Genomic DNA, 26,480 nt, shown 5'->3' with positions numbered 1-26,480 from the left:
AGGGTGCGGCGTCGGCAAAGGCGATATCTGCGCGGTTGATCATGGGGTTCAGCTTATACAGCGCATGAGGCGAATGAAAAGCGGGAAATTGAATCACAGCGGAATTTGGGTGGGATATTGAAGGGGCAGGGTTTTCGTCTAGCTTTGGCCTGATGGAAACCGCATTGATAATTGGCGCTTCTGGTGGAATCGGGCGCGCATTGAGCGATCACCTGCAGGCGCAGGGCGTTGCGGTGACGCGCCTGTCCAGATCTGTGGATGGGTTTGACCTGACCAATCCTGACGCGGTTGAGCAAGTGTTGGCAAAGCTCGCCGGCCCGTTCGATTTGATCATAGTTGCTTCTGGTGCGCTTGAGATTGATGGGGCGAGGCCGGAAAAGTCGATGCGCGCCGTTTCGGCACGCGCGATGATAGACCAGTTTGCCCTGAATGCGGTTGGCCCGACATTGGTGCTGAAGCAGGTCCATCGGCTGTTGCCGCGTAATCGGAAATCGGTAATCGCCATACTTTCGGCGCGTGTCGGATCGATCGGAGATAACAGGCTTGGCGGCTGGGTAAGTTACCGAGCGGCCAAGGCAGCGGTTAACCAGATCGTGCATACGGCCGCGATTGAGCTGGCGCGCACTCATAGTCACGCCCTTTGCGTCGCGCTACATCCCGGTACGGTGAAGACGGCCTTCACGAGAAAATATCTCGGCCGCCACCCGGCTGTCGAACCCGGTGAAGCGGCCGCCAATCTACTCCATGTAATAGACAGCCTTTCGCCAACCGACACTGGCGGTTTCTACGACTGGGCTGGAAAGCGCGTGCCTTGGTAGGGATGGCCTAGCCGTCGTTTGTATCCGAGCTTTCGGTATCGGGCTCAGGCTCTGGGGTTTCGGCTTCTGCACCGGGACTTTGTGTCTCGGGTGCGTTCTCGGTTTCACGCGCCAGCGTGTCGTTCTCCCAGACCCCGGTTTCAACTTCACCGCCCGCGAAACGCATCGTGCCTTCGCCGTGGCGTTTGTTGTTCAGAAAATTACCTTCGTAGACATCCCCGGTTTCATAGGTTGCGGTTCCGGCCCCGTTTATTTTCCCGTCTGCCCATTCGCCTGTATAGCTGAAGCCACCGGGGCGGGTGAGCGTTCCCTTGCCATGGCGCTTGCCGTCCTGGAAATCGCCCTCGTAAACGGTTCCATCCTGGAAGGTCGCTTTGCCCTTGCCTTGCCGGACGCCATCCGCCCAATCCCCATCATAGCGATAGCCATTGGCGAAGGTCAGGACGCCCTTGCCATGACTGCGGGCGTTTCTGAACTGGCCCTTGTAGACCGTTCCGTTGGAGTACGTTGCCGTTCCCGTGCCCTCGAACACGCCAGCGATCCAGTCACCGTCGTAGACCGAGCCGTCGGGATAGGTTGTCTGTCCTTTGCCATGGGGCAGGTCGTCTTGAAAATCACCGACATAGACCGATCCGTCGGGATAGATCATCTCGCCCAGACCCTCGATCTGACCCTGCTGCCATTCGCCGGTGTACTGGAAACCGTCACCGCCCTTGTATGTGCCCTGACCGTGGCGCTGATCATCGGCATAGTCGCCTTCGTAGGTTGCGCCGTTGGCATAGATGGATTTGCCTTTGCCCTGACGGCGGTTGTTGACGAGTTCGCCTTCGTAGACATCTCCGTTGGGCTGAACCAGACGACCCATCCCGTGCATGTGGTCCTCAACCCATGATCCGTCGTAGGTCATGCCGTCGACCCAGACCTGACTGCCTTGGCCGTACCGCAACCCGGCCTTTACCTCGCCGTCGTAAGCACTGCCATCGGAATAAGTGATTTTAGCATTGCCCTCTTTTCGGCCATCGACCCAGTCGCCGTCATAGACATGTCCATTCGGGTCGGTAAGTATGCCCCGGCCATGGTGCTGGGCGTCTTTGAAGCCGCCTTCGTAGCGCAGGCCGTTGGCATAGGTTACGATACCGGTGCCATTGATCGCGCCGTTGGACCATTCCCCTTCATAGGTCTGACCATTGGGGTACACGATTTTGCCACGTCCTTCGGGCTGACCTTTAACAAAATCACCTTCGTAGACCGAGCCATTGTCGTAGCGTGCAATGCCCTGCCCCTGAATTTCCCCCTCGACCCACTGGCCGGAATACTCGAACCCGTTGGGCAGCCGATAGGTGCCGGTGCCGTGCCGCAGGCCATTTTCGAACGTGCCCTCATAGACACCTCCGACTTCGTCATCTTTGATAACAACCTGTCCGTCCTGCTGGGCCGACGCCAGGGGCGCCAGCGTGGCGATCGTTGCAGCGATAATGGATGTGCGGATCGCTTTCATGTTTGTACCTGCCTGCGGCTTTCACGACGTGTTTGTGTTGGCGCAAAACTAGGATACCGCCGAAGGCAGAGCAACGGCTTTTGCCGTATTTGTCTTTTACTTGCGGTGTGATCTGATAAATCCCTGAAGGACTGACGAGGGCAAGAGGGCAAAATGGCCGACCGTTTCCGCATCACGCTGGCACAGCTGAACCCCACGGTTGGGGATATCGAAGGGAATGCCGCCAAGGCCAGGGCCGCCTGGCAGCAAGGGCGCGCGGCGCAGGCTGATCTGGTGGCGCTGCCCGAGATGTTCATCACCGGTTATAATACCCAGGATCTGGTGATGAAGCCCGTGTTTCACACAGCGGCGATGCAGGCCGTACTAGCACTGGCGGAAGAATGCGCCGATGGCCCTGCGCTGGCGATCGGAGGCCCATGGATTGACGACGGTAAGTTGTACAACGCCTATCTGATCCTCAGGGGCGGCACCATCGTCAGCAAGGTTCTCAAGCATCATCTGCCGAATGAGACTGTCTTTGACGAAGTCCGCCTTTATGATGCAGGCCCGATGGGCGGGCCCTATGCGGTCGGCAACGTTCGGATCGGCAGCCCGATCTGCGAGGATGGCTGGCATGAGGACGTCGCCGAAACGCTTGAGGAGACAGGGGCCGAGTTCCTGCTGATTCCCAATGGCTCGCCCTATTTCCGCGATAAATATGACATCCGGCTCAACCACATGGTGGCGCGTACCGTCGAGACGGGGCTGCCGGTGATTTATCTGAACATGGTGGGCGGTCAGGACGACCAGATCTTTGACGGTGCCACCTTTGGCCTGAACCCCGGTGGCGAGCTTGCGTTCCGTATGCCTGTTTTTGATGAGGTTGTGCAGAACATCGACCTGCTGCGCGGCGATGAGGGATGGCGGATAGCCTCCGGCGAGGTGGTGCCGCAGCCGGACGTGTGGGAGCAGGATTATCGCGCGATGGTGCAATCCCTGCGTGACTACATGGGCAAGACCGGTTTCGGGAAAGCGGTTCTTGGTCTGTCGGGCGGCGTCGACTCGGCGCTGGTTGCAACGATAGCGGTGGATGCCATCGGGGCCGAAAATGTACGCTGCGTGATGCTGCCGTCAGAATACACCAGCCAAGGCTCTCTGGACGATGCCGAAGCAGTCGCGGAGGCGCTCGGCGTTCATTATGACTACGTACCGATTTCCGAAAGCAGGGCGGCGGTGACCAGCACTCTTGCTCCGCTGTTCGGCGGGCGCGACGAGGATCTGACCGAAGAAAACGTACAATCCCGCCTGCGGGGGCTGCTGCTGATGGCGATCTCGAACAAGTTCGGCGAGATGCTGCTGACCACCGGTAACAAATCCGAGATCGCAGTGGGGTACGCCACGATCTACGGGGACATGAACGGTGGCTATAACCCGATCAAGGACCTTTACAAAACGCGTGTGTTCGAGACCTGCCGCTGGCGCAACGCCAATCACCGGGACTGGATGAAGGGGCCCGAGGGCCAGGTCATCCGCCCGTCGGTCATCGACAAACCGCCGAGTGCCGAGTTGCGTGAAGATCAGAAAGACAGCGACAGCCTGCCGGATTACCCCGTGCTCGACGCCATCCTCGATATTCTGGTGGATCAGGATGGCTCGATCGCCGATTGCGTTGCAGCGGGCTTTGATGAAGTCGAAGCGCGACGGGTCGAACACCTGATTTACATCAGTGAATACAAGCGTTTTCAGTCCGCGCCGGGCACACGATTGACGCCGCGCGCGTTCTGGCTGGATCGCCGCTACCCGATTGTGAATCGCTGGCGGGACCGGAGCTAGGTTCACTCTCGGCGCATTATTGTTGCTGAATTATCAGCAATAAAAATCAGGAATGTGAATTGTTTATGAACTCCAGTCGCTTGCGCGCTGGAATCGTATGTTTCGCTTGTGCCGAGGTCCATTTTTTGCCACATTTGTGACAGGGGTTCGCCTTATGTGAGGCGGATGTGACGCAATCCGGTAGGTGGGCCTGCCATTTTCAGACCTAACGACCGGGATTGTTGAACTGGGAAAAGGCGTCCGTGTTGTGGATGTCAGTAAAGGTATTGTTGGTCAAATGACAGATGGATACGATAAACCGCTTCATTCTCCGTTGCAGTGGAAGCCTATGGAATCCGCGCCGCGTAAGTTGGATGAAGAGGCGCTGGATGCCGCGATTGCAGACATCCTGAGCCAGGAAGAACCGACGCCCGTTATGGAAGCGGGCCCGGTCCCGCTGCGGCCGGAATTCCCGGTATTGCAGCCTCAGGAGCCGCTTGTGATGCAGGCCGATCCGGGGTTGAGCAAGGTTCTGCGCCAGAAATGGGCACAACTGTCCGGCGCAGCCTGATCGATACATGTATGCGTGGCGGATTCTGCCGCGCATTGGCCGATTGGCCACAGGTTCGGGTAATTGCCCGGACCTGTCTTTGTTCCAAGTTGCCAGCGTAGCGTTCTTCAGGCTGGATATCGCTTCGATAAACGAGCACCGAGCGGTTGATGCCTGGCCCTACTCCGACACCTGTCGAATCTGATCTCATACTTCCCAAACATGTGGATGTCGTCGTTATCGGCGGCGGCATCATCGGCGCTTCGACCGCTTTTGAGCTGGCAGAGCGAGGTGTTTCCGTCCTGTTATGCGAGAAAGGCCGGATCGCTGGCGAGCAAAGCTCGCGCAACTGGGGCTGGGTTCGGCTTGGAACACGCGACCCGCGCGAGATCCCCCTGATGCAAGAGGCGATCCGTATCTGGCATGGGCTGGATACGCGACTCGGGCGGCCCACCGGTTACGTATCCTCAGGTATCTTGTTCGGCGCATCGGGCACGCGGGACGATGGCAACCTGACGCGATGGTTGCGCCATGTTGAAGGGCTGCAGACAGGCGCCCGGATGGTGTCCGGGCCGGAACTGGATGCCTTGTTGCCCGACAACGCCATGGGACTTCGGTCGGCGCTGTACATGCCGCAGGACGGACGTGCCGAACCGCAATTGGCAGCACCTGCGATAGCCGAAGCTGCCCGCGACCGTGGGGCCGCGATCATGACGCAATGCGCGGTTCGGAGCATCGATCGTGAAGCAGGCCGGATCTCTGGTGTCTTCACCGAGCGGGGGCGCGTGAGTTGTAGCCAGGTTGTGCTGGCTGGCGGGGCCTGGTCGCGTCTGTTTGCAGGGAATGCAGGGATCGCCCTGCCTCAGCTCAAAGTGCTGAACACAGTCATGCGAACCTCTCCGCTTGAACCCGGTCCCGAGGTGTCTGTCTGGACCGACGATTTCGCCATTCGAAAGCGCTTGGACGGGGGGTATACGATTGCGTCGGGTCACGAGAATACGGTTGATATCGTTCCCGACAGCTTTCGTCTTGGATTGCAGTTTCTGCCCGCTTTTCGGCAAGAGTGGCGGTCCTTGCGGTTTCGTCTGTCAAACCGCTGGATGGTCGAAACAAAAGACGACAGGGCCTGGCTGCCGACGGATGTCACCCCGTTCGAACATTGTCGGGTCTTAGACCCCGAACCCTCTCAAAAGGCTTTGCGACGGGCCTGGGCCCGCGCCCGCAAGGGATTGCCGGCGCTTGCAGGGGCGGAAATCGTGCAAAGCTGGGCCGGATTGATCGATGTGACCCCGGATGCGATTCCGGTCATATCCAGAGTGGATGAGGTGCCGGGCCTGCACATCGCAACCGGTTTCTCTGGTCACGGGTTCGGGATTGGCCCTGCCGCAGGTCGGTTGGCGGCGGATTTGGTCACGGAAAGCGCGCCTTGTGTTGATCCGGCCGCCTTTCGCCTGTCCCGTTTCACGGATGGTTCAAAAGTACGGCCGGACCCCGGTTACTAGCTCATCATCTGATAGCTGACCGGTACGAACCGGAACCCGTCCCCTCGGGTTTCGACATATCCGGCCGCCGGGAAGGGCATGTGATAACCGATCATGGGCACTTTGTCTGCGGCCAGCATCCCCAGTACGTTCCGGCGCGAAGCGGTTGCCGCAGCCGGGTCCATGTCAAAGCTGAATGGCCACTCGGGACGCGCGAAGGACCAAACGTAATGGTTTGCAAGGTCAGCGGTCAGAACCAGCCGTTGGCCGTTGCTTTCCAGGTGGTAAGCAGTATGGCCGGGCGTGTGCCCATATGCCGCGACGGCGGTGATCCCCGAGGCGACCTCGCCACCATCTTCAAGGAACGTCATCTTTTCGGCCTGAGGAGTAACTTTGGCAGCGACCATGTCTCCAACACGGTTTCCTGCATCCATCGCGGACCAGAAATCGTACTCTGGCGCTGCGGTCACAAATCGCGCGTTTGCGAATGTTGGTGCGCCATCCGTCGTCATGCCACCGATATGGTCGGGGTGCATATGCGTGATCACAACCACATCAATCTGGTCGGGGCTCACACCTGCATCGGCAAGCGCGGCCTGAATGCCGCCCTGTCCCAACCCCGTGTCGAACAGCACCAGTTCCGAGCCGGTGTTAACAAGAGTCGGGGTGAAGAAGAACTGGGCGATTTCAGGAGAAATGAAATTCTCGGCCGAAACAGCAGCAAATTCGTCATCCGGTACATCAGCGCCGAAAAGCGCTTTGGCATCATCGCGAGGCACGCTGCCATCCAGCAATGTCGTAACCGAGAAATCACCCAGTTGGAATGATTTGGCGACGGTTGAATTTGCTTTGGTCGGCTCCCCCGCCGCCAAAACCGGAGCGGCTGCGGATGCAAAAGGCAATGCGGCTGCGGCACTCAGCGCCGCTCTGCGCGTCAATTTGATGGTCATGTCTATGTCTCCCTGTCAGAACGCCAGTTGTAGAAATAGGTCGGCGCGGGTTTCTGGCCACTTTCTTAACCCAACACATAGGCTGCGTGGTTGAACATTACGTGTTATTTTGTGTTCATGCCGCCATCCGAGAACAAAACCCTGCCGACCGGACACAGCGTTCCGGCATTCCTAGCGGGCGTAGTCCCTGCGCGAAAGGCGGAAGAGGCGCAGGAATTGGACAGGCTGTTTCGCAAAACCACCGGATTCACACCTGTGATGTGGGGGCAGTCGATTGTCGGCTATGGCCGGTATCATTATCGTTATGCGTCGGGGCGCGAGGGTGACTTTCTTGCAACGGGGTTCTCCCCGCGCAAGGCCGCACACTCCATTTACATCATGCCGGGATATGCCGATTTTGGGGATATCCTGTCGAGATTGGGTAGACACAAGCTGGGGAAATCCTGCCTCTACGTGAACAAGCTGCCGGATATCGACCTCGATGTGCTGTCCGAACTGATCAAAGCCGGGCTTGAGCGCCTTGATGCAATGTGGCCGGTCGAGCCTACCTGAAAGCCCCTGCTGGACAAAAACGCGCCCATGTGAGATGAGCCGCGCCAACAGGAGAACTCCATGACCACGACCCGTTTCGCCCCGTCGCCCACCGGCTACATCCATGTGGGCAACCTGCGCACCGCCCTGATGAACTATCTGATCGCCCGTAAAGCTGGCGGTACGTTTATCCTGCGCATCGATGACACCGACCCTGAGCGGTCGAAGGAAGAATATGTCGACGCGATCAAACAGGATCTGGAATGGCTTGGCCTGCATTGGGACCGGGTCGAGCGTCAGTCGGAGCGGCTGGACCGTTATGCCGAAGCTGCGGACAAGCTGCGCGAGATGGGCCGTTTCTACGAGGCGTTTGAGACGCCGACCGAGCTGGACCTCAAGCGCAAGAAGCAACTGAACATGGGCAAGCCGCCGGTCTATGACCGTGCCGCGTTGAAGCTGTCGGATGCCGAGAAAGACGCCCTGCGGGCCGAACGCGGCAATGGCGTCTGGCGGTTCAAGCTGGATCACGAACGGATCGAGTGGAACGATGGCATTTTGGGCGACATCTCGATCGATGCCGCCTCGGTCTCTGATCCTGTACTGATCCGGGGCGATGGTCAGGTTCTCTATACGATTGCGTCCGTGGTCGATGATACCGAGATGGGCGTGACCGACGTTGTGCGTGGCTCGGACCATGTGACCAACACGGCGACGCAGATTCAGATCATCGAAGCGTTGGGCGGCACTTGCCCACGCTTTGCGCATCACTCGCTGTTGACCGGCCCGCAGGGTGAGGCGCTATCCAAACGTCTGGGCACTCTGGCGCTGCGCGATCTGCGCGAACAAGGTGTGCAGCCGATGGCGCTGCTGAGCCTGATGGCGCGTCTGGGATCGTCCGATCCGGTCGAACTGCGTTCGGATATGTCCGAGCTGATCGATGGGTTTGACATTAACCGTTTTGGCGCCGCGCCGACCAAGTTCGACGTGCAGGACCTGTTTCCGCTGACCGCGAAGCACCTGCAATCGCTGCCTCTGGCTGATGTGACTGATGCCGTCGCAGACGCCGGCGTTCCTGCGGAACTGGCCGAGCCCTTTTGGGCGATGGCGCGTGAGAACATCACCACCTTAAGCGATCTCAAAGGCTGGTGGGACCTGTGCCGCGAAGGGGCAGAACCTTTGATCGCGGATGAAGATCGTGAATTCATCGCCGAGGCGGTGGCCCTGCTGCCCGAGGGTCCGTTTGACGCCGAGACCTGGGGCACATGGACCAAGGCGGTGAAAGAGGCCACGGGCCGTAAAGGCAAAGGCTTGTTCATGCCGCTGCGGAAAGCGCTGACCGGGATGGAGCGCGGGCCCGAGATGGCGACCTTGCTGCCGCTGCTGCAGGTGATCCGCGCGCGGGGCTGACCCGCAGAGAGTATCTTAAAACACGAAGGAGGCAGGCAGTTGGCCTGCTTTTCTTTGGTCTCCGGGCTGCAAAATACGAGCCGATACGCGCTTCAGACGGTCGTCCACGAATTCAGTCTCGGTGGGATTGAGTTGCTGATGACGCGGATATCGCGGTTCGGCACGATCATTCAAAATCGGCGCGTCCCAGCCATCGGTTGTGGTAAAGAAGCGATCAGCGCCGTCCGATCCAAATGCCCTCAGGTACCCCTGCACCACGACATCGATATAGCTCAGCAGCAGTGGATGGTGATTGCTGGGCGCTGTATGGCGGTCATGGGGCACAGCGTAGACGGCGATTTCTGCCTCCTGCGTCAGCGTATGGGAGACTGATCGCGTGGCAGGCACGCGTTCATAGGCCCATTCCCGTTCATCCAGCGCGGCCCAGTCGTTTTTGGGCACGTGAGCGATCATGCCGTCGATTTCTGACAAGGGATCTGGAATCGCAGTCAGAAAGGCGACCGGGCGCAGATCGGTGTGCCGCCACGCCCTCCGCCAGCCCTTCAGACGCGCCGGGCGCGGGTCGGGAAAATCGTGCGTCGACAGGTTCACGAGGCTGCCATAGCCGAAGAAGTAAGGGTTTGCCATGCGGGTCGCGTCCTTCTTTGACGATTGATGTATGTCAAACAGTCTTTTTACCAGACATGCAATAAGGCTTCATCTTGAGATTCGGGAGGCCCTCATGCGGATTACCAAACGGACAAACATTGCAGTGCGCGTATTGATGTATTGCGCCGCGCATCAGGATCGGCTGGTCACGAAGGCCGAGATCGCCGACGTCTGCAACATCTCTGAAAACCATCTGGCGCAGGTGATCAACCAGCTGAGCCAGCTGGACTATCTCAGCACTCAACGCGGTCGCAATGGTGGCATGACGCTGGCGCGTTCGGCGGATCAGATTCGGGTCGGGTCCGTGTTTCGCCATGTCGAGGGTGGATTGCCGATTGCCGAGTGCTTTGCGGATGCCGATAACACCTGCCCATTGACGGATGCGTGTCGTTTGCGTTTGGCACTGCAGGACGCGGCTGAGGTGTTTTATGCCTCACTGGACGAAATCACGCTCGACGCATTGGTTTGCGACAATGATCAGCTGTTGAAGATTCTGCAGCCCGTCGCCTGCGTGCGCTGAGTTTAATCGTTGGCGCGCAGGATGCGCGCCGGGCGCACCGAAAGCGGCCGCAGGGCAAAGAGCATCCCCGCGCCCAGCGTCACGCCGACACCTGCGAAGACTATGCCAAGCGCAGAGGGCCAGATGACCGTGAAGGCTGTGTCGAAAATGTATGTGGCGACTGCCCAGCCGCCGAGAATACCGGTCAGCAGGGCGACGCATCCTGCAGCAGCCCCGAGCAGGACCGCACGCAGTGCAAAGCTGCGCAGTATGCGCCCTCGGTTGGCGCCCAGAGTTTTGAGGATTGCCGCTTCATATCTGCGCGCGGGCTCACCTGCGGCAGCGGCGCCGATCAGCACCAGAAATCCGGTCAGCAGAGAGACGCCTGCGCCGTATGAGGTGGCAGCCGCTAACCCCGCCAACAGGCCAGAGACACGGTCAATGGCGTCTCGGACACGAACCGCCGTGATATTGGGGAATTGTCCGGCCAGATCGCGCAGAATGGCGGCCTCGGCCTGTTCCTCGGCATAGACGGTTGCGATGAAGCTGTGCGGCGCACCGGCCAGAGCTGAGGGGTTCATCGACATGATGAACCCCATACCAGCCGTCGAAAAATCAACCTCGCGCAGCGAGGTCAGTTCGGCTGTGATATCGCGACCCAGAATATTGACGGTCAGTTCATCGCCCAGTTTCAGACCCATTTCGGCGGCTTCTTCAGCGGCAAAGCTGACCTGCGGGGGGCCACTGTAATCCTCGGGCCACCATGTGCCGTTGGTCACGCGGGCGTTCTGAGGTGGTTGGGCGGAATAGGTCACGCCCCGGTCGCCATCCAGCACCCAGTGATCGCCTGCAACCTCTCTTGCGGGTTTTCCGTTGATCCTGGTAATGATCCCACGCAGCATTGGCGCGCTTTCAACCCGGCTGACGCTGGGGTCGTTGTCCAGACGCTCGCTGAACCCCGGCATCTGGCCCTTCTGGATGTCCACGAAGAAATACGAGGGGGCAACATCCGGCAGGTTGCCCGAAATCGCATTGCGCAGCGTTCCGTCGATCTGCCCCACCGCTGCAAGGACCGACAGTCCGAGGCCAAGCGACAATACCACGGATGCCGCGCCCTCTCGCGGGTCCGAGATGGCGGACAGCGCCCACCGCAAGGCCGGGCGGCCTCGTACCCATGGGGTGGCAGTCCCGGCCAGTTTGCGAATACCGAAAGCGGAAAACGCCAGCAAGGCAAGTGCACCTGCCAGGCCCGCGCTGGTCCATAGCGTCAATCGGGTTGAACCGCTGAACCATGCGGCAGCCCCGATCAGAAGCGCCAGGCCCACAGCTGTTGCAACGACGTATATTGGTCGAGGAATACTACGCGCCGTAGATAGTGCATCACGGAACAAGGTCGCAGCGCGCACTTCTTCGGTTCTGGCAAGCGGCCAGAGTGTGAAAAGAAATGCCGTCAGCGCACCATAGAGCGCCGCCTCGGCGAGCGGTTGTGGGTACAGCGAAAACACAGCCGGGATTGGCAATTGCGTCTCGATAATAGGGGCCAGAAGCAGCGGTATTGCTGCGCCCAAAATCAGACCAATGGCAATTCCGACGCCAGACAGAACGGCGATTTGGATCATATAGGTTTGAAATATGGTTGCCCGGTCAGCGCCCAGAGTGCGAAGCGTCGCAATCGTTTCCGTTTTCAGGGAGAGATAAGCACGAACGGCAGCTGACACCCCGATCCCTCCAACCGCCAGCCCGGACAGGCCAACCAGGATCAGAAACGCGCTGAGGCGGCCAACAAATTCGGATATTCCGGGCGCACCGTTGCGGGCATCGGTCCAGCGCATACCGGTTCCTTCAAAGGCCAGTCTCGCCTCTGTCGCAAGCGGGTCCAATTCTGCACCTAGCGGCAGAGTCAACCTGTATTTGGTTGAAAACAAAGTGCCCGGAGCCAGCAGGCCCGAAGACCGCAGGTCTTCGGTTTGCACCAATGTGCGCGGCCCGAGGGAAAACCCATCTGCCGCACCATCCGGTTCATGCTCTAGTGCGGCCATCAGAACAAATGTCTGCGTGCCAAGTTCGAACCGGTCGCCGACCGACAGGTCCAGACGGTCGATCAGAGACGGAGCCATGACGGCACCGGGCAGCCCCTCGGCACCTGCGAACGCCTCGGTCAGGGAAAGATCTGGTTTCAGACTCACTGAACCCAGCAGCGGATAAGCACTATCCACGGCTTTTACCTGCGTTAACGAGCGTCGCGCGCTCGCCGCGTCGCCCGTCACGGCCATAGACCGGAAATCGACGACTTCCGATACCGCCCGCGCGGTGTTTTCCATCCACGCACGTTCTTGATCGTCGGCAAAGCGATAGGTGAATTCCAGCTGCGCATCCCCGCCCAGAAGCGATGCGCCCTCCTGTTGCAGGCCGGTCTGGATTGCCTGACGAACCGTGCCCACCGCTGCAATCGCAGCAACTCCCAAAGCCAGACAGGCCAGAAATACCCGAAACCCCCGTAACCCGCCGCGCAGCTCGCGCCGCGCCAGACGCCCGGCCAGACGCAGGCTCATTCCGCGGCCTCGCGTTGAGACTCCTCGGAGATACGACCATCGCGCAGGCGCACGACGCGGTCGCATTTTTGCGCCAGCATATGGCTGTGCGTGACCAGCACCAAAGTCGCACCATGCCGGTCGCGCAGACCGAACAACAGCTCGATGATCGCTGATCCGTTGGCCTCATCCAGATTGCCGGTCGGTTCGTCAGCCAGCAGTATCTGCGGCCTCGGCGCCGATGCGCGGGCCAGTGCGACGCGCTGCTGCTCGCCCCCTGACAACTGTGCGGGGTAGTGATCGTTCCGGTGAGACAGACCGACAGCTTTCAGCTCGGCCTCGGCGCGTTGAAAGGCGTCCTTGTGGCCGGCAAGCTCCAGTGGTGTAGCCACGTTTTCCAGTGCGGTCATGGTCGGGATCAGGTGGAAGTTTTGAAACACAACGCCCATGGCATCCCGCCGGAAGCGCGCCAGCGCATCCTCGCCCATTTCGGTCAGATCATGACCCAGGGCGGTCACGCGGCCGCTGGTCGCTTGCTCCAGCCCTCCCATCAGCATCAGCAGCGAAGATTTCCCCGAACCCGACGGACCGACCAGCCCCAGTGTTTCACCCTTGTGCACGGTCAGCGAGATGTCATGCAGGATATCCACTCTTCCGGCATTGCCATCCAGCGATAATGCGGCATCTTGGAGGGTGAGAATGGGTGTCGTCATCGATCAGGCCATTATGGGGAGTACAGTTCATTGGGATATGGCGCGAAACTCAGGCTGCGCAAGGTCTTGATGTCGGGTGTGTTCATCTGTTGCGGATTTGCTGCGACGGCTGAATCGGTAGTGATTGCCGCACTCGGAGATTCCCTGACGCAAGGATACGGGTTGCCGGAGCAGGAAGGGTTTGTCTCCCAACTGCAGCGCTGGCTGCAGAATGAAGGGGCGGATATACACCTGATCAATGCCGGCGTGTCCGGTGACACGACCGCAGGAGGTGCAGCCCGCGTCGACTGGACGCTGACACCAGAGGTCGACGGCATGATAGTGGCCCTTGGGGGCAATGATCTGTTGCGTGGAATTGATCCGGGTGTGTCACGCTCCAACCTCGAGGCGATCATGAGCGCAGCCCAGGCATCGGATGTCGATGTGTTGCTGATCGGGATGCAGGCACCTGGTAACTACGGTGCTGACTACAAGCAAAGTTTCGATGCGATCTACCCGGAATTGGCACAGCAATATGACGCGCTTTATGCTGAGAGTTTCTTTGACGGGCTCACAGCTGGGGGCGATCCGGCGGCGGCGCGCCAATACATGCAATCCGATGGCATCCACCCAAATGCCGAAGGAGTCGCACTGATTGTCGACTCTCTGGGCCCCTTTGTTTTAGCGCTTGCGGAGCGGGCGGCAGATTAGGAGGGCGCAATGCCGGGGCGGTTTTTCCTGACGCGACCAATTGCAGAGATCGCTCGGTTTCTGGGCGTCACCGACCGCGTCGAGGGTCAAACCCCACGCCGGAATATTCAACCCGGTCAGGACGTGATTGTTCTGACCGGCGATGGGCTGACGGCTATGCGATGGGGGATGATCCCGGTTGGCAGGGTCAATGCGCGCGGGCGCCCGGTGATGGAGACCATCATCAATGCCCGCTCCGAGACGGTTTTTGACAAAAGCGCTTTCGACGGCATTGGACGTGCGATCATCCCTGTTGATGGCTGGTATGAATGGACCGGAGAGAAGCGGCGCAAGACAGCCTGGCGGATCACTGCAAAGGACGGATCGCCGCTGTTGTTTGCTGCAATTACTGACAGCTGGGAAGCCCCGGGCGGGCAACGCGTGGATCAGGTCGCCGCAGTGACCTGTGAGCCGAACGCGGATGTAGAACCGATCCATCACCGTATGGGTGTTTTATTGGAAGCGCGGGACGCACAAGGCTGGTTGCATGGAACCGAAGATGAGGCGCAGGGCTTGGCGCGCCCTTGGCCCGAAGGTCGGCTTGCGATCGAAGAAGCCGACGATGTTGACTGGTCTGCAGCTTAGACCACTGTCACGACTGTACCAATCGGGACCCGGTTATACAGGTCGACCACATGCTCGTTCAGCATCCGGATACATCCATTCGACGCTGCGCGCCCAATGGTTTGAGGCTGCGTCGTGCCATGGATACGGAAATAGGTGTCGACGCCGTTCTGGAACAGATAGAGCGCACGCGCGCCCAATGGGTTATCGCTTCCGCCGGGTTGAACATAGTCGTTATCCTTGAAGCGGGCATAGGCCACCGGGTCGCGTTCGATCATCTCATCGGTCGGCCGCCATGTGGGCCATTCCTTCTTGACGTCGATGGTTGCGGTTCCGGTGAACTCCAAACCAGCCTTGCCAACACCGCAGCCGTAGCGGATCGCTTTGCGGGGTTCGGTTATATAATAAAGGTAGAAGGAGCGGGGAACGACCAGCAGCTGACCGGGCAGGAATTGCTTTTTGACCCGCACGAATTGCGGCGTCGGATCATACTCGACCGCTTTTTTGGCGCTGGCTACGCCCGGCAGCAGGCTGGCAGCAGTACCAGCCAGAAATACGCGGCGTGTGAACATGGTGGTTTCCCTCAAATGACCAAAGAAATCATAAACGTAGTTTCGAAATGATAGCCGAATTGGTCAATCACCGGGGAGAGATAACCCGATTGTGATGTATTCCCTATGCCACACACTCAACGCTGGTATAGTGGGGTGGGCGGAGAAAAAACTCCGCCCTTTGAACGGCTTAGGCCAGTTCGATGTTGTCTGCGCTTTCGCGGCCGTCACGACCGGCGCGCAGTTCGTACGTGACTTTCTGGTTGTCGGCCAGACCGGTGAGGCCCGAACGCTCGACAGCCGAGATGTGTACGAAGACGTCTTTGCCGCCCTCTTCCGGTGCGATAAAGCCGAAGCCTTTGGTGGTGTTGAACCATTTTACGGTGCCTGCTGGCATATCCGTTACTCCTGTTTAAGTGCTGCCCACGGAGTTGCGGCAGCCCGGCGTCGTTGTCTGGATCGATAGACTGAACGCCGTGGAAGGAGACAGCAGGTCGAAATAGAAAAACGTAAGCCTCATGGATATGGCATCGGTCAGGCGATGTGGCAAGGGTGGATTGTAGGGTTTGTACAAGGGTTTGAGGGGCAATCGTCCGACTTGTACAAGAATCCGCCGATGGGTTTGGTTATCGTTCCGGCGGTAACCGATATGTTGCGGTTATCCACACAAAGCGCGCCTTCGGGATTCAGCAACCGTTAACCAAGCCCGTGTTCCTGTCGGGTTATGAGCGATTATCGGCGGGTCCGCATTCCCGGAGCCAAGTACTTTTTCACCGCCTCTCTGGCTGATCGGTTGTCGGACCTATTGGTGCGCGAGGTGGAGCATTTGAGAGCAGCCTTTGCGGTGACCCAAAGGGAGCGGCCGTTTTGGTGCGACGCGTTTGTGGTGTTGCCCGATCACCTGCACGCGATTTGGACCTTGCCGCCGGGGGATGCGGATTATTCGACGCGGTGGGGTGCGATTAAATCGAGGTTTAGGCGTCGGGTGTTGGGGGCGGGGAAGTTGGGGTGTAACCCCATCCTACGCTTGCTAGTTAAGTTGCCTGCACCATGAAACGAACTGAGAGCCGAGAGGAAAGCGAACGCGGTCTTTGATGCTATTCAACCAAAACCTATACTCTTCTCGCGGGAGGCATTTAGCCGCAAAGATAAATGCGGGCTGGGTCCAGACGGGCAGTTCATCAACTCGAGCTTTTCGCTGCCGAAAATAGCCCAAATCTCGCATTGCACCCCTAATCAAACAAAGTTGACGGGCATCGAGAGTTCCGGGAAGAGCATCAAGGCGGCGGACTTGGGCAGCGCTTATATCGACCCGGTTTCTAACAAATAGCTCAAGCAGCCATGCCCTTGTAGCTTCTAGGGGTCTCAAACGCTCTGATAACAACAACTCAACTATTTCGTCGCCAGCATCTTTGAAAGTTGAATCGCCATCTATGCCAAGTTCGTCAATCAGAAGTACGACGTCTTTTGCAAAGGGTAGGAATTGTTTTAGATTCTCTCGAATGTACTTAGGTATGTCTTTGTTCTTTGTGAGCCGTAGAGCTCTCAGCAATACTTTGATGTGGCTGACGTCCCAAAAGTCCTTCGAAATCTCTTCTTCTAGTTGACCCCTCAAATCTTGTTGGAGCAGCATTTCGAATGCTTCAGGGTTGCTACCGTCATCGTCATATGCGGCCCAAAATAGCTTCTCAACTGCCGCTTCTTCGGCCGCGTCCTGATCTTCAGCGTTAACTACCTCGTATGATTCAAAGAACTCTTTTTGAGTGAACAGTCGGGTTTTGTGGTTGTTTAAGCCAAGACCTTCATTGGTGAACAACTGCCCCGCGAGAAAAGCAATTGCGGCATCTGGGTCTTGTTCGTGTTTAACGAAAATTACGAAATCGTCGACGTATCTGCAGAAATCATAGCCCTCAGAGATCATCGCTTGATCGATATCACTTAGTGCCGCCTCTGCCAAAATTCGAGCCGCGTTCCCACCGACTGGAATTCCGAACGATTGTTTGCCTCGCCAACTGTCCATGAACCTTTCTATTAGGCTGGCTATCTCTTTGCTGCCAGTGGCGGTTTCAACTATGTTTTCAATGCGATGGCGATAAATCCGTTGATAAAAATCGGAAATGTCAGTCTTAATTACATGCGAATATTCGTCTTCTCCAAACGCCGCTAACGCCCATACTCGTGACATCCAGTCTTTAAAACGGTGATCAGCACTAAATAGCCTGAATTCACTGTCGGGTGAAAACCGATATGAAAACACACGCGAGTTCTTTGCGGGATCGCGATATTGTTCCAATTGCTGCGCGGCTTCGAATACAAGTGAAGAAAACACCAGCAGATCGATTGGAAACAACTGATGTGCGACGCGAAATCCGTACCTATTTTTTGGTACAAGTGACTCAATTGCCGAAATCTGATTATATTGATGGAGGTCAGTGCCTGCGATCTCATCAGAAATCTTGTCTTTGAAGTCCTTAAGAAACTTAAGTTCAAAGGGGTACGGAAATATATCCGTATCCCCATACTTGCATAGGTGTTCTATCGTCCAATCTGCTTGAGCTTTAGAAACTTTGTGCGGCAAGTGTCACCTCGCAAACTTCTTATGCTTCAATCGCTTGGGCTCCAGAGCGTCCGGTCCCAGACGGCGCTTTTTGTCTTCTTCGTAGTCCTCGAAGTTGCCCTCGAACCATTCCACATGGGCGTCGCCTTCGAAGGCCAGAATATGCGTGCAAATCCGGTCGAGGAAGAAGCGGTCGTGTGAGATGACGACGGCGCAGCCGGCGAAATCGACCAGCGCGTCTTCCAGTGCGCGTAGGGTTTCGACGTCAAGGTCGTTGGTCGGTTCGTCGAGCAGCAGGACGTTGCCGCCCTCTTTCAGCAGGCGAGCCATGTGGACGCGGTTGCGCTCACCCCCTGACAGCAGCGAGACCTTTTTCTGCTGATCGCCGCCCTTAAAGTTGAAGGACGAGCAATAGGCGCGGGAATTGACCTGCGCGTCGCCCAACTGGATGATCTCGGCGCCGCCAGTGATTGCCTCCCACACGGTGTCGTTGTCTTTCAGGTCGTCGCGGGACTGGTCGACATAGGACAGCTCGACCGTGTCGCCCAGCGTGATGGTGCCTGCGTCGGGCTGTTCCTGACCGGTGAGCATTTTGAAGAGCGTCGATTTACCTGCTCCGTTGGGGCCGATGACACCGACGATGCCGCCGGGGGGCAGGGCGAAGTCCAGCCCTTCGATCAGTTGCTTGTCGCCCATGTGTTTCGACAGGCCCTCGACCTCGATCACCTTGCCACCAAGGCGCTGGCCGTTGGGGATGACGATCTGGGCGCGGGTCAGCTTTTCGCGTTCGGACTGATCCGCCAGCTCGTTATAGGCGTTGATCCGGGCCTTGGATTTGGCCTGACGGGCCTTCTGGCCCTGACGCATCCATTCCAATTCGCGCTGCAGGGTCTTCTGCTTGGACTTGTCCTCGCGCGCTTCCTGCTCCAGCCGTTTTGCCTTTTGTTCCAGCCATGCGGAGTAGTTGCCCTCGTAAGGAATGCCGCGGCCACGGTCGAGTTCGAGGATCCAGCCGGTGATGTCGTCCAGGAAATAACGGTCGTGGGTGACGATCAGGATGGTGCCCTTGTAGTCGATCAGGTGCTGTTGCAACCAGGCGATGGTCTCGGCATCCAGGTGGTTGGTCGGCTCATCAAGCAGCAGCATGTCGGGCGCTTCGAGCAGCAGTTTGCAGAGCGCCACGCGGCGTTTCTCACCGCCCGAGAGGTTGGCGATGTTGGCGTCGTCCGGCGGGCAGCGCAGCGCCTCCATCGAGACGTCGATCTGACTGTCGAGGTCCCACAGGTTTTCGGAATCGATGGAATCCTGCAGGGTGGTCATTTCTTCCATCAGTTCATCGGAATAGTTTTCCGCCATCTCAATGGCGATCTCGTTGAATCGGTCGACCTTGGCCTTTTTCGCGGCCACGCCCAGCATGACGTTTTCGCGGACTGTGAGCGTTTCATCCAGCTGTGGCTCCTGCGGCAGATAGCCGACCTTGGCGCCCTCAGCCGCCCAAGCTTCACCGGTGAAGTCGGTGTCGAGGCCCGCCATGATCTTCATCAGGGTCGATTTACCCGCGCCGTTGACGCCGACGACACCGATTTTCACGCCGGGCAGAAAGCTGAGGTGGATGTTTTCAAAGCACTTCTTGCCACCGGGATAGGTCTTGGAGACACCCTGCATGTGGTAGACATATTGATAGGCGGCCATGTCGCGTCCTCTGGGTCGGGGAAATTGAGTTGGGCGGTGTGATAGCGAAAGGTGGGCGCTGGGGCAATCGGGATCGCGTCGAGGGATTGATTTTGATTGCGGAGGCGTGTGCTCAATTGTCAGAAGGCGTTGCGTCGGGCCGGAAGGGGTACTAAGCCGTCGATGAACGGAAATCGAATTGGCCTGTCAAAGTGACGACACGGAATCGCCTTAGAACGGGATTGGCGCTGCTTGCAGCGTTGGGCTTTGTCGTATTGGCCAGCCTGCACATTGCACGGCCCGTGTCATCACCTTCAGATCCGGTTTTGCTGGGCTTTGCACCCGGAGACATTTGCGGATTCGGTGAAACAAGCGCTGATGAAAGCAAGTGCCCGATCTGCACTATGGCCGAGAGTGGCGTCACCCTTAGTGAAGCTCCGGCGCTGGAGTCCTTTTCCGCAAAATGTGTGTCGCTTCTTATTCCAACGCAGGCGGCGATGGTGCCGTTTGGTGCGACAAAGGCGTATTATGCGCGTGCCCCCCCCTTGGATGGCGTGAAGCTTTAATCCGGGATGATACCGGACGAAACCAAACGTCAAACAAGGAAAATTCTTATGAAACTGATGACATTTGCATCGGCTGCGATGATCGTGGCTGTAATGGGGACAACTGTGAACGCACATGCCACACTCGAGCAGCAGGAGGCCCAGGTGGGCAGCTTCTACAAAGGCGTGATGCGGGTTGGTCACGGCTGCGAAGGTGAAGCAACGCTGAAACTGCGCATTGCAATCCCTGAAGGTGTAATTTCAGTTAAGCCGATGCCCAAGCCGGGCTGGACGCTCGAGACTGTCTCGGGCGACTATGCCAACAGCTATGACTACTACGGCACGACCTTGACATCGGGTGTGCAAGAGATTGTTTGGACTGGCGAATTGTCGAATGATCACTACGATGAATTCACATTCCGGGCCAAGCTGGATGGATCGCTTGCGGCAGATCAGATGCTGTTTTTCCCGACCATTCAGGAATGTGCCAATGGGAGCCACAATTGGGTGGAAATTCCGGTCCAAGGTCAAGATCCGCACGATTTGGAACAACCTGCGCCGGGCTTGTATCTGCAACCGGCCAGCAAACACTCTCACTGACGGTGAAGTATTGATCTGATGACGATTATAGGGCGGCAGGCAGTAACCCTGCCGCTCTTGCTTTGAGAAAGTTACGCTACTAGCTCGAATGAGAGCAATGCGGCGAGATTAGCGATGGCGGATTTGAAGACCCTGATTTCCGGCTGGGCGCAGCCCGGGCGCGTTGAATGGATCGGAATGCGGCCCGATCGGCGGGCTACGGTCAAAGCGGTGGCCTCAACGCTGATCTCAGCCGTTGGCCTCGACGGCGACCGCAGTCGCGCGGGCAAGCGGGCGGTAACTTTGATCCAGCAGGAGCATCTGGGGGCGATTGGGTCTTATCTGGGGCAAGAACCCGTGGCGCCTGAAACCCTGCGGCGCAATCTGGTGGTTTCAGGGATCAATCTGGCGGCACTTAAGGGGCGCGAGGTGCAGGTGGGGGAGGCTGTTTTACGGTTCACTGTGATTTGTGCGCCCTGCAGCCGGATGGAGGAGGCGCTGGGCAAAGGGGGTTATTCTGCCATGCGAGGGCATGGGGGATGGTGTGCCGAAGTGGTGCAACCGGGGCAGGTCAGGCTTGGCGATGTAGTGCAGCCGATTGATTGACAACATCTCTCAGTTCTGAACATCAGCAGAGGATGGAACGCAGTACCATTCCATATGCGCGGCCCGGGCAGGTCGTGGGGTTGTTCGGGGGGTCGTTTGATCCTCCGCACCAAGGCCATGTGCATGTGACGCGCGAGGCGATGAAGGCCTTTGGGCTGGATCGGGTGTGGTGGCTGGTGTCTCCGGGCAATCCGCTGAAGAAACGCGGGCCTGCGCCTTTGGTGCAGCGGATGGTGGCGGCGCGGGAGGTGATGCGGCATCCGTGGGTTGAGGTGACGGATATCGAGGCGTTGACAGGGACGCGGGCGACGGCGGATACGCTGGCAGCGCTGAGGCGGCTTTATCCGCAGGTCCGGTTCGTCTGGCTGATGGGCGCGGATAATCTGGCACAGTTTCACCGCTGGAAGGACTGGCGGGAGATCATGGACAGCGTGCCGGTGGGCGTCGTGGCGCGACCGGGGGATCGGATTTCAGCGCGGATGTCGCCGGCGGCGCGGCTTTACGCCAAGTACCGCATCGACGGGCAGGCGCGGCATTTGTTGGGGCGGGCGCAGGCTCCGGCATGGTGTTTTGTGAACGTGCCGATGGTCGATGTCAGCTCGACCGAGTTGCGCAAGCGCGGAGGTTGGAGCGATGGGGTGTTGCCCGAATGACTCCTCTTGGCGCATAATCTTAATCTAGTGATTGTCTGTATTTAAGCTCTGGGATTCTATTAGACCCATGGTTGATCGTATTTCGCGTCGTTTATTTCTGGGTGGATTGGGGGCGTCTCTGGTTCCGGGTACGGGGCTGGCCGAGGCGCCTTTGGTGTCTCTGCGCCCCGTGCTGCGTGGGCCGCAGCCCAGCGGGGCCGAGCGGCTGGTTAAAGCGGCGGGGCTGAGGGGCGAGGTTGTCTTTGCCGTCGCCGATGTGGAAACCGGAACCCCGCTGGAAGTGTATGGCGAAGGGCAGAGCCTGCCGCCCGCCAGCGTCGCAAAGGCGCTGACCGCGCTTTACGCGTTGGATGTGCTGGGTCCTGAGCATCGGTTCGAAACGCGCCTGATCGCGGATGGGCCGGTCGAGAATGGTATTTTGAAAGGCGACCTGATCCTTGCGGGTGGCGGTGATCCCTTGCTGGATACCGATGCGCTGGCCACCATGGCGGCCAATCTGCGCAAGGCCGGGATCACCGAGGTACAGGGTGCGTTCAAGGTGTATGACGGGGCGCTGCCTTACGTCTTCAGCATCGATCCCGGCCAGCCGGATCATCTGGGTTATAGCCCGTCGATCAGCGGGATTTCCCTGAATTTCAACCGCGTGCATTTCGAATGGAAACGCGAGGGCACCGGCTATGACGTGACCATGGATGCGCGCAGTGCAAGCTACATGCCGTCGGTGGATATGGCGTCGATGCGGGTCGAGAACCGCAGCCTGCCGATTTACACCTATCAGCCAAGCGCGCGGCAGGATCGCTGGACCGTGGCCAAAGGCGCGCTAGGCAATGGTGGGGCACGCTGGTTGCCGGTGCGCAAGCCTGCGCTTTATGCCGGGGATGTGTTCCGCACGCTGGCACGCGTGAACGGGATCGTGCTTGGCCGGGTACAGGTAACGCGGCAAGCACCGCAAGGGACCGAGCTGGTGGTGCATCAGAGCGATCCGTTGGAAAGCATCCTGAAGGGGATGCTGAGATATTCGACCAATATAACCGCTGAAATGGTGGGTTTGGCGGCCACCAAGGCGCGCGGGGTTGCGCCGCAGACCCTTGAGGAATCCGCTGCAGAAATGAACCTGTGGGCCGCAGAGCGCTTTGGTGCGGATGGGATCGCGATGGTCGACCATTCCGGCCTCAGCGGAGCGTCGCGCATGGCCCCCGCCGGTCTGGTCAAAACGCTGGTGGCGGCGGGGCAATCAGAGGAGCTGCGGCCATTGCTTCGGTCCTTTACACTGGCCGACAAAAATGGGCAGCCGGTCAAGGATCATCCGATCAAGGTCGACGCAAAGACGGGGACGTTGAACTTCGTCTCGGGTCTTGGCGGTTATATGACAACGGCAGATGGGGTGGATCTGGCTTTTGCGATCTTCACCGCCGATACCGCGCACCGTGCCACGATCCCGCGCGCGTCGCGCGAACGCCCGGACGGCGCGCGGGCCTGGAACCGGCGGTCCCGTAAATTGCAACGCAATCTGATCGAGCGCTGGGGTACGCTCTACGGCAGCTAGGTTGTATGCCGCGCCCGGGCCCCGCGTTCGATAGCGGCGGCGTGCAGGCGGTCGATGCTGAGCTCATACCGGATTTCTTCCAGTAGGCGCAGTTCGGTTTCGGCCAGTGTGCCGTCAGCGGCGGCGACGTCACAGGCGAGCGCATATGCGGTTTCGTTCAGCCGCTCGGGCAGGTTTTCGCGGACCAGACCAAAGAGGGCGTCCAGCCCGTCTTCCTGCTCGAACAAATCAAACACAATCTGCGAGACGCGGCGGGTACGGTCGATATCGTAACCGGCAAAAACCGGCAGCATGTTGACCGCGCCTTCGATCTTGACCAGCTCGGCCGTGCGGATGTTCTCGTCCGAGGCGGAAACCGCCACCATGATCGCCACAAGGCAATCCTGCGGGGACATGGGGTGTGGGATCTGCTCGGTCATGGGGTTGTCCTGATTGATACGTTTGTTGCCCGCACGATAGGAGGGGGGGCGGGGAGGTTCAACAGGTAGTTTGCGAACTTGCCGCCGGCGGAGGACACCCTACAGCTGGATATGGATATGATCGTCGTGACGCGCGGCTCGGCATCCCTGAAATCTGATTTTTGCGTTCTGGGTGCCGAGTTGTTCGACCAAATGTGGTTCTACGAGAACCTTCCCGATACGATGATCTGCCACCAACAATTGCAACACGGTCTTCATACGCGTTTCATCAATCTGGTAGTCAGGCCAGCCTCCTTGAAGCCAAGCCATGTCCCACCGCAACGTAAGTGTTTGCTTTGGGCAAACCGTTGGCCCGTCCTCAAAGGCAAAATAACCGATGGGCGACTTTGTTTGGCTTGGCAGGTAGGCATTTTCGTCACGATAGTAGAATGCCAGATCAACTTTCTCTCCGTCATCGTGGGACAGATGCGGGAGCAACGGAAAGCCTTTCAAAAACGGGAAGTTGGCATCCAGTACAAGTGTTTTCGTGCCTGTGTATTTGTCACTCATTGCCGTTGAAACGTCGATCAGCGCCTCTTTTAGTTCGGGGACAACATAGTTCCTGTTCAGCGCGCAGTACATTTTCGATTGCATTGCCAGGCTGCCGCTGTCGAAGCACGATAGAGGCACGCGCCCAAATTTAGGGGCAATCCATACCGCAGCAACCGAGAGCGTAATGTAAGCGAGGATGAATGCTATTACTCTCCTTCGAAAGGGCATTGCGATGATCCAAGCAAGCCCTCCGAGCTGAGAGATCAGCGTTAATGCAATGACGATGACAGTGGTTACCAGTGCTTTGACCATGGTACTAAATTGAAACGTGTTTTGCGAAATGAACAGCGGAAAATTGACGTTCGCAAAGCCAGGAATAACCAGACGCTTTATTCGTGCACCAATCGCGAATTTCCGTGTCGTTTGCCCCAAAAAACCCGGCCCTTTATTGACTCATACTGCACCTGCACAATAACAGGGGCCGGTCCGGGCGCATGGGGTGTCTGGCACGTTTCCCGATGGAGTATCCAAATGTCTGACCTGCGTGAAACCGCGATGACGTCCAAGGCGTGGCCGTTTGAAGAGGCGCGGCGGTTGCTCAAACGGTATAAGCAGGGTGCTCCGGAAAAGGGATATGTGCTGTTTGAAACGGGTTATGGCCCCTCGGGTCTGCCGCATATCGGCACCTTTGGCGAGGTCGCGCGGACCACGATGGTCAAGCGCGCGTTTGAGGCGCTGTCGGATATCCCGACCAAGCTGATCTGTTTCTCGGACGATCTGGACGGGATGCGGAAGGTGCCCAGCAATGTGCCGAACCCTGAGGCGCTGCAGGGCTATCTGCAATGCCCGCTGACCTCGGTGCCGGATCCGTTTGGCACGCATGACAGCTTTGGTGAGCATAACAACGCCATGCTGCGCCGGTTCCTCGATACCTTCGGGTTCGAGTACGAATTCTATTCGGCGCGCGAGTTTTACCGCTCGGGCCAGTTTGACGAGATCCTGAAGCGCGCCGTTGAGAAGTATGACGACGTGATGGCGATCATGCTGAAAAGCCTGCGCGAAGAGCGTCAGCAGACCTACTCGATTTTCCTGCCGATCCATCCCGAGACCGGGCGGGTTCTGTATGTGCCGATGAAGAAGGTTTGTGCCGAGACCTACACTGTCACTTTCGATGACGAGGATGGCAAGGAATGGACGCTGCCCGTGACTGGCGGAAACGTCAAGCTGCAGTGGAAGCCGGATTTCGGCGCGCGCTGGGCGGCGCTGGGCGTGGATTTCGAGATGTATGGCAAGGAACATGCCACCAACGAAAAAATCTATGACGCGATCTGCCGGGCCTTGGGCGGTCGTGCGCCCGAACATTTCAGCTATGAGCTGTTTCTGGACGAAAACGGTCAGAAGATTTCCAAGTCGTCGGGTAATGGTGTTTCGATTGACGAATGGCTGACCTATGCGCCGACTGAATCTCTGGCGTACTTCATGTATCAAAAGCCCAAGACGGCGAAGCGGATGCATTTCGACGTGATCCCGAAGGCGTATGATGAGTATCATCAGCAGTTGCGGGCTTATCCGGGGCAGGACCTGAAGGCGCAGCTGAACAATCCGGTGTGGCATATCCATGGTGGAAATGTGCCCGAGTCCACGCTGATGGTTCCCTTTGCGATGTTGTTGAACCTAGCGTCGGTTTCCGGGGCAGAGGACAAAGAGGCGCTATGGGGCTTCATTCGCCGCTATGCGCCTGAGGCCACGGCGGAAACGCACCCTGATCTCGATCAGGCGGCGGGCTTTGCGGTGCGCTACTTCAACGATTTCGTCAAGCCGACGCGCGCACACCGCGCGCCGACGGATCAGGAACGTGAGGCGCTAGAGGCGCTGAAGGCGGCCTTGGAAGCCTATGACGGGCCGATGGAAGATGAGGCACTGCAATCGGTGGTCTATTCCATCGGGCGTGAGCGGTTTGACCCGATGCGTGGTTGGTTCACGGCGCTTTATGAGGTGCTGCTGGGGGCGTCGCAGGGCCCTCGGTTCGGTGGTTTCATCGCGCTTTATGGCGTGCCAGAGACGATTGCTCTGATCGACAAGGCACTGGCCGGAGAACTGGTCTGATTTGAC

Annotated in this window: 26 protein-coding genes; 15 read left to right on the top strand and 11 right to left on the bottom strand. The window is 58.4% G+C overall.

Features of this window, described 5'->3' with window-relative positions; translation table 11 throughout:
- Positions 1 to 152 precede the first annotated feature (152 nt).
- Positions 153 to 818 (top strand): SDR family NAD(P)-dependent oxidoreductase, encoded by a 666-nt coding sequence (locus tag RA27_RS21220; RefSeq protein ID WP_039543682.1) that lies wholly within the window; start codon positions 153 to 155, stop codon positions 816 to 818.
- 7 nt (positions 819 to 825) lie between these two features.
- Here RA27_RS21220 and RA27_RS21215 read toward each other — a convergent pair whose 3' ends face one another.
- Complete coding sequence (locus RA27_RS21215) at positions 826 to 2,316, bottom strand: 2-isopropylmalate synthase (RefSeq protein WP_039543679.1); 1,491 nt, start codon at positions 2,314 to 2,316, stop codon at positions 826 to 828.
- 153 nt (positions 2,317 to 2,469) lie between these two features.
- On the opposite strand from RA27_RS21215, the gene RA27_RS21210 reads away from it, so the two are divergent.
- From RA27_RS21210 to RA27_RS21200, 3 genes are all read left to right on the top strand, one after another.
- Complete coding sequence (locus tag RA27_RS21210; RefSeq protein ID WP_039543676.1) at positions 2,470 to 4,128, top strand: NAD+ synthase; 1,659 nt, start codon at positions 2,470 to 2,472, stop codon at positions 4,126 to 4,128.
- A gap of 328 nt (positions 4,129 to 4,456) precedes the next feature.
- A complete protein-coding gene (locus RA27_RS21205) occupies positions 4,457 to 4,678 on the top strand; it encodes a hypothetical protein (RefSeq protein WP_241484126.1) in 222 nt (73 codons plus the stop codon).
- A gap of 149 nt (positions 4,679 to 4,827) precedes the next feature.
- Positions 4,828 to 6,159 carry an FAD-binding oxidoreductase gene (locus RA27_RS21200; protein WP_039543673.1) on the top strand — a complete coding sequence of 444 codons (1,332 nt, stop codon included), beginning with the start codon at positions 4,828 to 4,830 and terminating at the stop codon, positions 6,157 to 6,159.
- Here RA27_RS21200 and RA27_RS21195 read toward each other — a convergent pair.
- The gene (locus tag RA27_RS21195) at positions 6,156 to 7,088 is read right to left on the bottom strand and encodes an MBL fold metallo-hydrolase (RefSeq protein ID WP_039543671.1); all 933 of its coding nucleotides are present in this window, start codon (positions 7,086 to 7,088) and stop codon (positions 6,156 to 6,158) included. The two genes, RA27_RS21200 and RA27_RS21195, sit on opposite strands and share 4 nt — an antisense overlap.
- 117 nt (positions 7,089 to 7,205) lie before the next feature.
- Between RA27_RS21195 and RA27_RS21190 the strand changes: the two genes are divergently transcribed.
- A complete protein-coding gene (locus tag RA27_RS21190; RefSeq protein WP_039543668.1) occupies positions 7,206 to 7,640 on the top strand; it encodes a DUF1801 domain-containing protein in 435 nt (144 codons plus the stop codon).
- A 60-nt stretch (positions 7,641 to 7,700) separates the two neighbouring features.
- Positions 7,701 to 9,026 carry a glutamate--tRNA ligase gene (gene gltX, locus RA27_RS21185; protein ID WP_039543666.1) on the top strand — a complete coding sequence of 442 codons (1,326 nt, stop codon included), beginning with the start codon at positions 7,701 to 7,703 and terminating at the stop codon, positions 9,024 to 9,026.
- A 15-nt stretch (positions 9,027 to 9,041) separates the two neighbouring features.
- Here the strand turns inward: gltX and RA27_RS21180 are convergent, their stop codons facing one another.
- Positions 9,042 to 9,653, bottom strand: a complete 612-nt coding sequence (locus tag RA27_RS21180; protein ID WP_039543664.1) for a gamma-glutamylcyclotransferase family protein — start codon at positions 9,651 to 9,653, stop codon at positions 9,042 to 9,044.
- A gap of 94 nt (positions 9,654 to 9,747) precedes the next feature.
- Here RA27_RS21180 and RA27_RS21175 point away from each other — a divergent pair, with 94 nt between their 5' ends.
- The gene (locus RA27_RS21175; protein WP_039543662.1) at positions 9,748 to 10,194 is read left to right on the top strand and encodes an Rrf2 family transcriptional regulator; all 447 of its coding nucleotides are present in this window, start codon (positions 9,748 to 9,750) and stop codon (positions 10,192 to 10,194) included.
- Positions 10,195 to 10,196: 2 nt separating this feature from the next.
- Here the strand turns inward: RA27_RS21175 and RA27_RS21170 are convergent, their stop codons facing one another.
- Positions 10,197 to 12,725, bottom strand: coding sequence for an FtsX-like permease family protein (locus tag RA27_RS21170; protein ID WP_039543660.1), 2,529 nt, complete (start codon positions 12,723 to 12,725; stop codon positions 10,197 to 10,199).
- Positions 12,722 to 13,417 carry an ATP-binding cassette domain-containing protein gene (locus RA27_RS21165; RefSeq protein ID WP_039543658.1) on the bottom strand — a complete coding sequence of 232 codons (696 nt, stop codon included), beginning with the start codon at positions 13,415 to 13,417 and terminating at the stop codon, positions 12,722 to 12,724. Before RA27_RS21165 ends, RA27_RS21170 begins: the two co-directional genes overlap by 4 nt.
- 69 nt (positions 13,418 to 13,486) lie before the next feature.
- Here RA27_RS21165 and RA27_RS21160 point away from each other — a divergent pair, with 69 nt between their 5' ends.
- Positions 13,487 to 14,107, top strand: coding sequence for an arylesterase (locus RA27_RS21160; RefSeq protein ID WP_039543656.1), 621 nt, complete (start codon positions 13,487 to 13,489; stop codon positions 14,105 to 14,107).
- 9 nt (positions 14,108 to 14,116) lie between these two features.
- A complete protein-coding gene (locus RA27_RS21155) occupies positions 14,117 to 14,731 on the top strand; it encodes an SOS response-associated peptidase (RefSeq protein ID WP_039543653.1) in 615 nt (204 codons plus the stop codon).
- On the opposite strand, the gene RA27_RS21150 is transcribed toward RA27_RS21155, so the two are convergent.
- From RA27_RS21150 to ettA, 4 genes are all read right to left on the bottom strand, one after another.
- Positions 14,728 to 15,282, bottom strand: coding sequence for a L,D-transpeptidase (locus RA27_RS21150; protein WP_039543652.1), 555 nt, complete (start codon positions 15,280 to 15,282; stop codon positions 14,728 to 14,730). The two genes, RA27_RS21155 and RA27_RS21150, sit on opposite strands and share 4 nt — an antisense overlap.
- Positions 15,283 to 15,451: 169 nt before the next feature.
- Entirely contained in the window at positions 15,452 to 15,658 is a 207-nt protein-coding gene (locus tag RA27_RS21145; protein ID WP_008757902.1) for a cold-shock protein, read from the bottom strand.
- A 633-nt stretch (positions 15,659 to 16,291) separates the two neighbouring features.
- The gene (locus RA27_RS21140; protein WP_039543648.1) at positions 16,292 to 17,839 is read right to left on the bottom strand and encodes an RNA-directed DNA polymerase; all 1,548 of its coding nucleotides are present in this window, start codon (positions 17,837 to 17,839) and stop codon (positions 16,292 to 16,294) included.
- A gap of 3 nt (positions 17,840 to 17,842) precedes the next feature.
- Positions 17,843 to 19,510, bottom strand: a complete 1,668-nt coding sequence (gene ettA, locus RA27_RS21135) for an energy-dependent translational throttle protein EttA (RefSeq protein ID WP_039543646.1) — start codon at positions 19,508 to 19,510, stop codon at positions 17,843 to 17,845.
- A 221-nt stretch (positions 19,511 to 19,731) separates the two neighbouring features.
- Here ettA and RA27_RS21130 point away from each other — a divergent pair, with 221 nt between their 5' ends.
- The 5 genes from RA27_RS21130 (at position 19,732) to dacB (ending at position 23,418) form a co-directional block, all read left to right on the top strand.
- The gene (locus RA27_RS21130; protein WP_039543645.1) at positions 19,732 to 20,055 is read left to right on the top strand and encodes a hypothetical protein; all 324 of its coding nucleotides are present in this window, start codon (positions 19,732 to 19,734) and stop codon (positions 20,053 to 20,055) included.
- Between the two features lie 48 nt (positions 20,056 to 20,103).
- Positions 20,104 to 20,634 (top strand): DUF1775 domain-containing protein, encoded by a 531-nt coding sequence (locus RA27_RS21125; RefSeq protein WP_039543641.1) that lies wholly within the window; start codon positions 20,104 to 20,106, stop codon positions 20,632 to 20,634.
- 114 nt (positions 20,635 to 20,748) lie between these two features.
- On the top strand, positions 20,749 to 21,219 hold the full coding sequence (locus RA27_RS21120) for an MOSC domain-containing protein (protein WP_039543638.1): 471 nt from the start codon (positions 20,749 to 20,751) through the stop codon (positions 21,217 to 21,219).
- A gap of 32 nt (positions 21,220 to 21,251) precedes the next feature.
- A complete protein-coding gene (locus tag RA27_RS21115) occupies positions 21,252 to 21,872 on the top strand; it encodes a nicotinate-nucleotide adenylyltransferase (RefSeq protein WP_052265429.1) in 621 nt (206 codons plus the stop codon).
- 67 nt (positions 21,873 to 21,939) lie between these two features.
- Positions 21,940 to 23,418, top strand: coding sequence for a D-alanyl-D-alanine carboxypeptidase/D-alanyl-D-alanine-endopeptidase (gene dacB / locus RA27_RS21110; protein ID WP_039543636.1), 1,479 nt, complete (start codon positions 21,940 to 21,942; stop codon positions 23,416 to 23,418).
- Here dacB and RA27_RS21105 read toward each other — a convergent pair.
- Positions 23,415 to 23,837, bottom strand: a complete 423-nt coding sequence (locus RA27_RS21105) for a tellurite resistance TerB family protein (protein ID WP_039543633.1) — start codon at positions 23,835 to 23,837, stop codon at positions 23,415 to 23,417. The two genes, dacB and RA27_RS21105, sit on opposite strands and share 4 nt — an antisense overlap.
- 99 nt (positions 23,838 to 23,936) lie before the next feature.
- The gene (locus tag RA27_RS21100; protein WP_241484125.1) at positions 23,937 to 24,800 is read right to left on the bottom strand and encodes a hypothetical protein; all 864 of its coding nucleotides are present in this window, start codon (positions 24,798 to 24,800) and stop codon (positions 23,937 to 23,939) included.
- Positions 24,801 to 24,899: 99 nt separating this feature from the next.
- On the opposite strand from RA27_RS21100, the gene RA27_RS21095 reads away from it, so the two are divergent.
- Positions 24,900 to 26,474: a lysine--tRNA ligase gene (locus RA27_RS21095; RefSeq protein WP_039543630.1), complete on the top strand. Its 1,575-nt coding sequence runs from the start codon at positions 24,900 to 24,902 to the stop codon at positions 26,472 to 26,474.
- The last annotated feature ends 6 nt before the right edge of the window (positions 26,475 to 26,480 follow it).

The organism is Ruegeria sp. ANG-R, assembly GCF_000813985.1.
In the GTDB taxonomy this organism is placed as follows: Bacteria; Pseudomonadota; Alphaproteobacteria; order Rhodobacterales; family Rhodobacteraceae; genus Ruegeria.
This window is presented reverse-complemented; position numbering and strand designations above follow the sequence as displayed.

Coding starts and splice junctions, on each gene's coding strand:
- RA27_RS21220 (WP_039543682.1), top strand. CDS start 153: ATGGAAACCGCATTGATAATTGGCGCTTCTGGTGGAATCGGGCGCGCA.
- RA27_RS21215 (WP_039543679.1), bottom strand. CDS start 2,316: ATGAAAGCGATCCGCACATCCATTATCGCTGCAACGATCGCCACGCTG.
- RA27_RS21210 (WP_039543676.1), top strand. CDS start 2,470: ATGGCCGACCGTTTCCGCATCACGCTGGCACAGCTGAACCCCACGGTT.
- RA27_RS21205 (WP_241484126.1), top strand. CDS start 4,457: ATGGAATCCGCGCCGCGTAAGTTGGATGAAGAGGCGCTGGATGCCGCG.
- RA27_RS21200 (WP_039543673.1), top strand. CDS start 4,828: ATGCCTGGCCCTACTCCGACACCTGTCGAATCTGATCTCATACTTCCC.
- RA27_RS21195 (WP_039543671.1), bottom strand. CDS start 7,088: ATGACCATCAAATTGACGCGCAGAGCGGCGCTGAGTGCCGCAGCCGCA.
- RA27_RS21190 (WP_039543668.1), top strand. CDS start 7,206: ATGCCGCCATCCGAGAACAAAACCCTGCCGACCGGACACAGCGTTCCG.
- gltX (WP_039543666.1), top strand. CDS start 7,701: ATGACCACGACCCGTTTCGCCCCGTCGCCCACCGGCTACATCCATGTG.
- RA27_RS21180 (WP_039543664.1), bottom strand. CDS start 9,653: ATGGCAAACCCTTACTTCTTCGGCTATGGCAGCCTCGTGAACCTGTCG.
- RA27_RS21175 (WP_039543662.1), top strand. CDS start 9,748: ATGCGGATTACCAAACGGACAAACATTGCAGTGCGCGTATTGATGTAT.
- RA27_RS21170 (WP_039543660.1), bottom strand. CDS start 12,725: ATGAGCCTGCGTCTGGCCGGGCGTCTGGCGCGGCGCGAGCTGCGCGGC.
- RA27_RS21165 (WP_039543658.1), bottom strand. CDS start 13,417: ATGACGACACCCATTCTCACCCTCCAAGATGCCGCATTATCGCTGGAT.
- RA27_RS21160 (WP_039543656.1), top strand. CDS start 13,487: ATGTCGGGTGTGTTCATCTGTTGCGGATTTGCTGCGACGGCTGAATCG.
- RA27_RS21155 (WP_039543653.1), top strand. CDS start 14,117: ATGCCGGGGCGGTTTTTCCTGACGCGACCAATTGCAGAGATCGCTCGG.
- RA27_RS21150 (WP_039543652.1), bottom strand. CDS start 15,282: ATGTTCACACGCCGCGTATTTCTGGCTGGTACTGCTGCCAGCCTGCTG.
- RA27_RS21145 (WP_008757902.1), bottom strand. CDS start 15,658: ATGCCAGCAGGCACCGTAAAATGGTTCAACACCACCAAAGGCTTCGGC.
- ettA (WP_039543646.1), bottom strand. CDS start 19,510: ATGGCCGCCTATCAATATGTCTACCACATGCAGGGTGTCTCCAAGACC.
- RA27_RS21125 (WP_039543641.1), top strand. CDS start 20,104: ATGAAACTGATGACATTTGCATCGGCTGCGATGATCGTGGCTGTAATG.
- RA27_RS21120 (WP_039543638.1), top strand. CDS start 20,749: ATGGCGGATTTGAAGACCCTGATTTCCGGCTGGGCGCAGCCCGGGCGC.
- RA27_RS21115 (WP_052265429.1), top strand. CDS start 21,252: ATGGAACGCAGTACCATTCCATATGCGCGGCCCGGGCAGGTCGTGGGG.
- dacB (WP_039543636.1), top strand. CDS start 21,940: ATGGTTGATCGTATTTCGCGTCGTTTATTTCTGGGTGGATTGGGGGCG.
- RA27_RS21105 (WP_039543633.1), bottom strand. CDS start 23,837: ATGACCGAGCAGATCCCACACCCCATGTCCCCGCAGGATTGCCTTGTG.
- RA27_RS21095 (WP_039543630.1), top strand. CDS start 24,900: ATGTCTGACCTGCGTGAAACCGCGATGACGTCCAAGGCGTGGCCGTTT.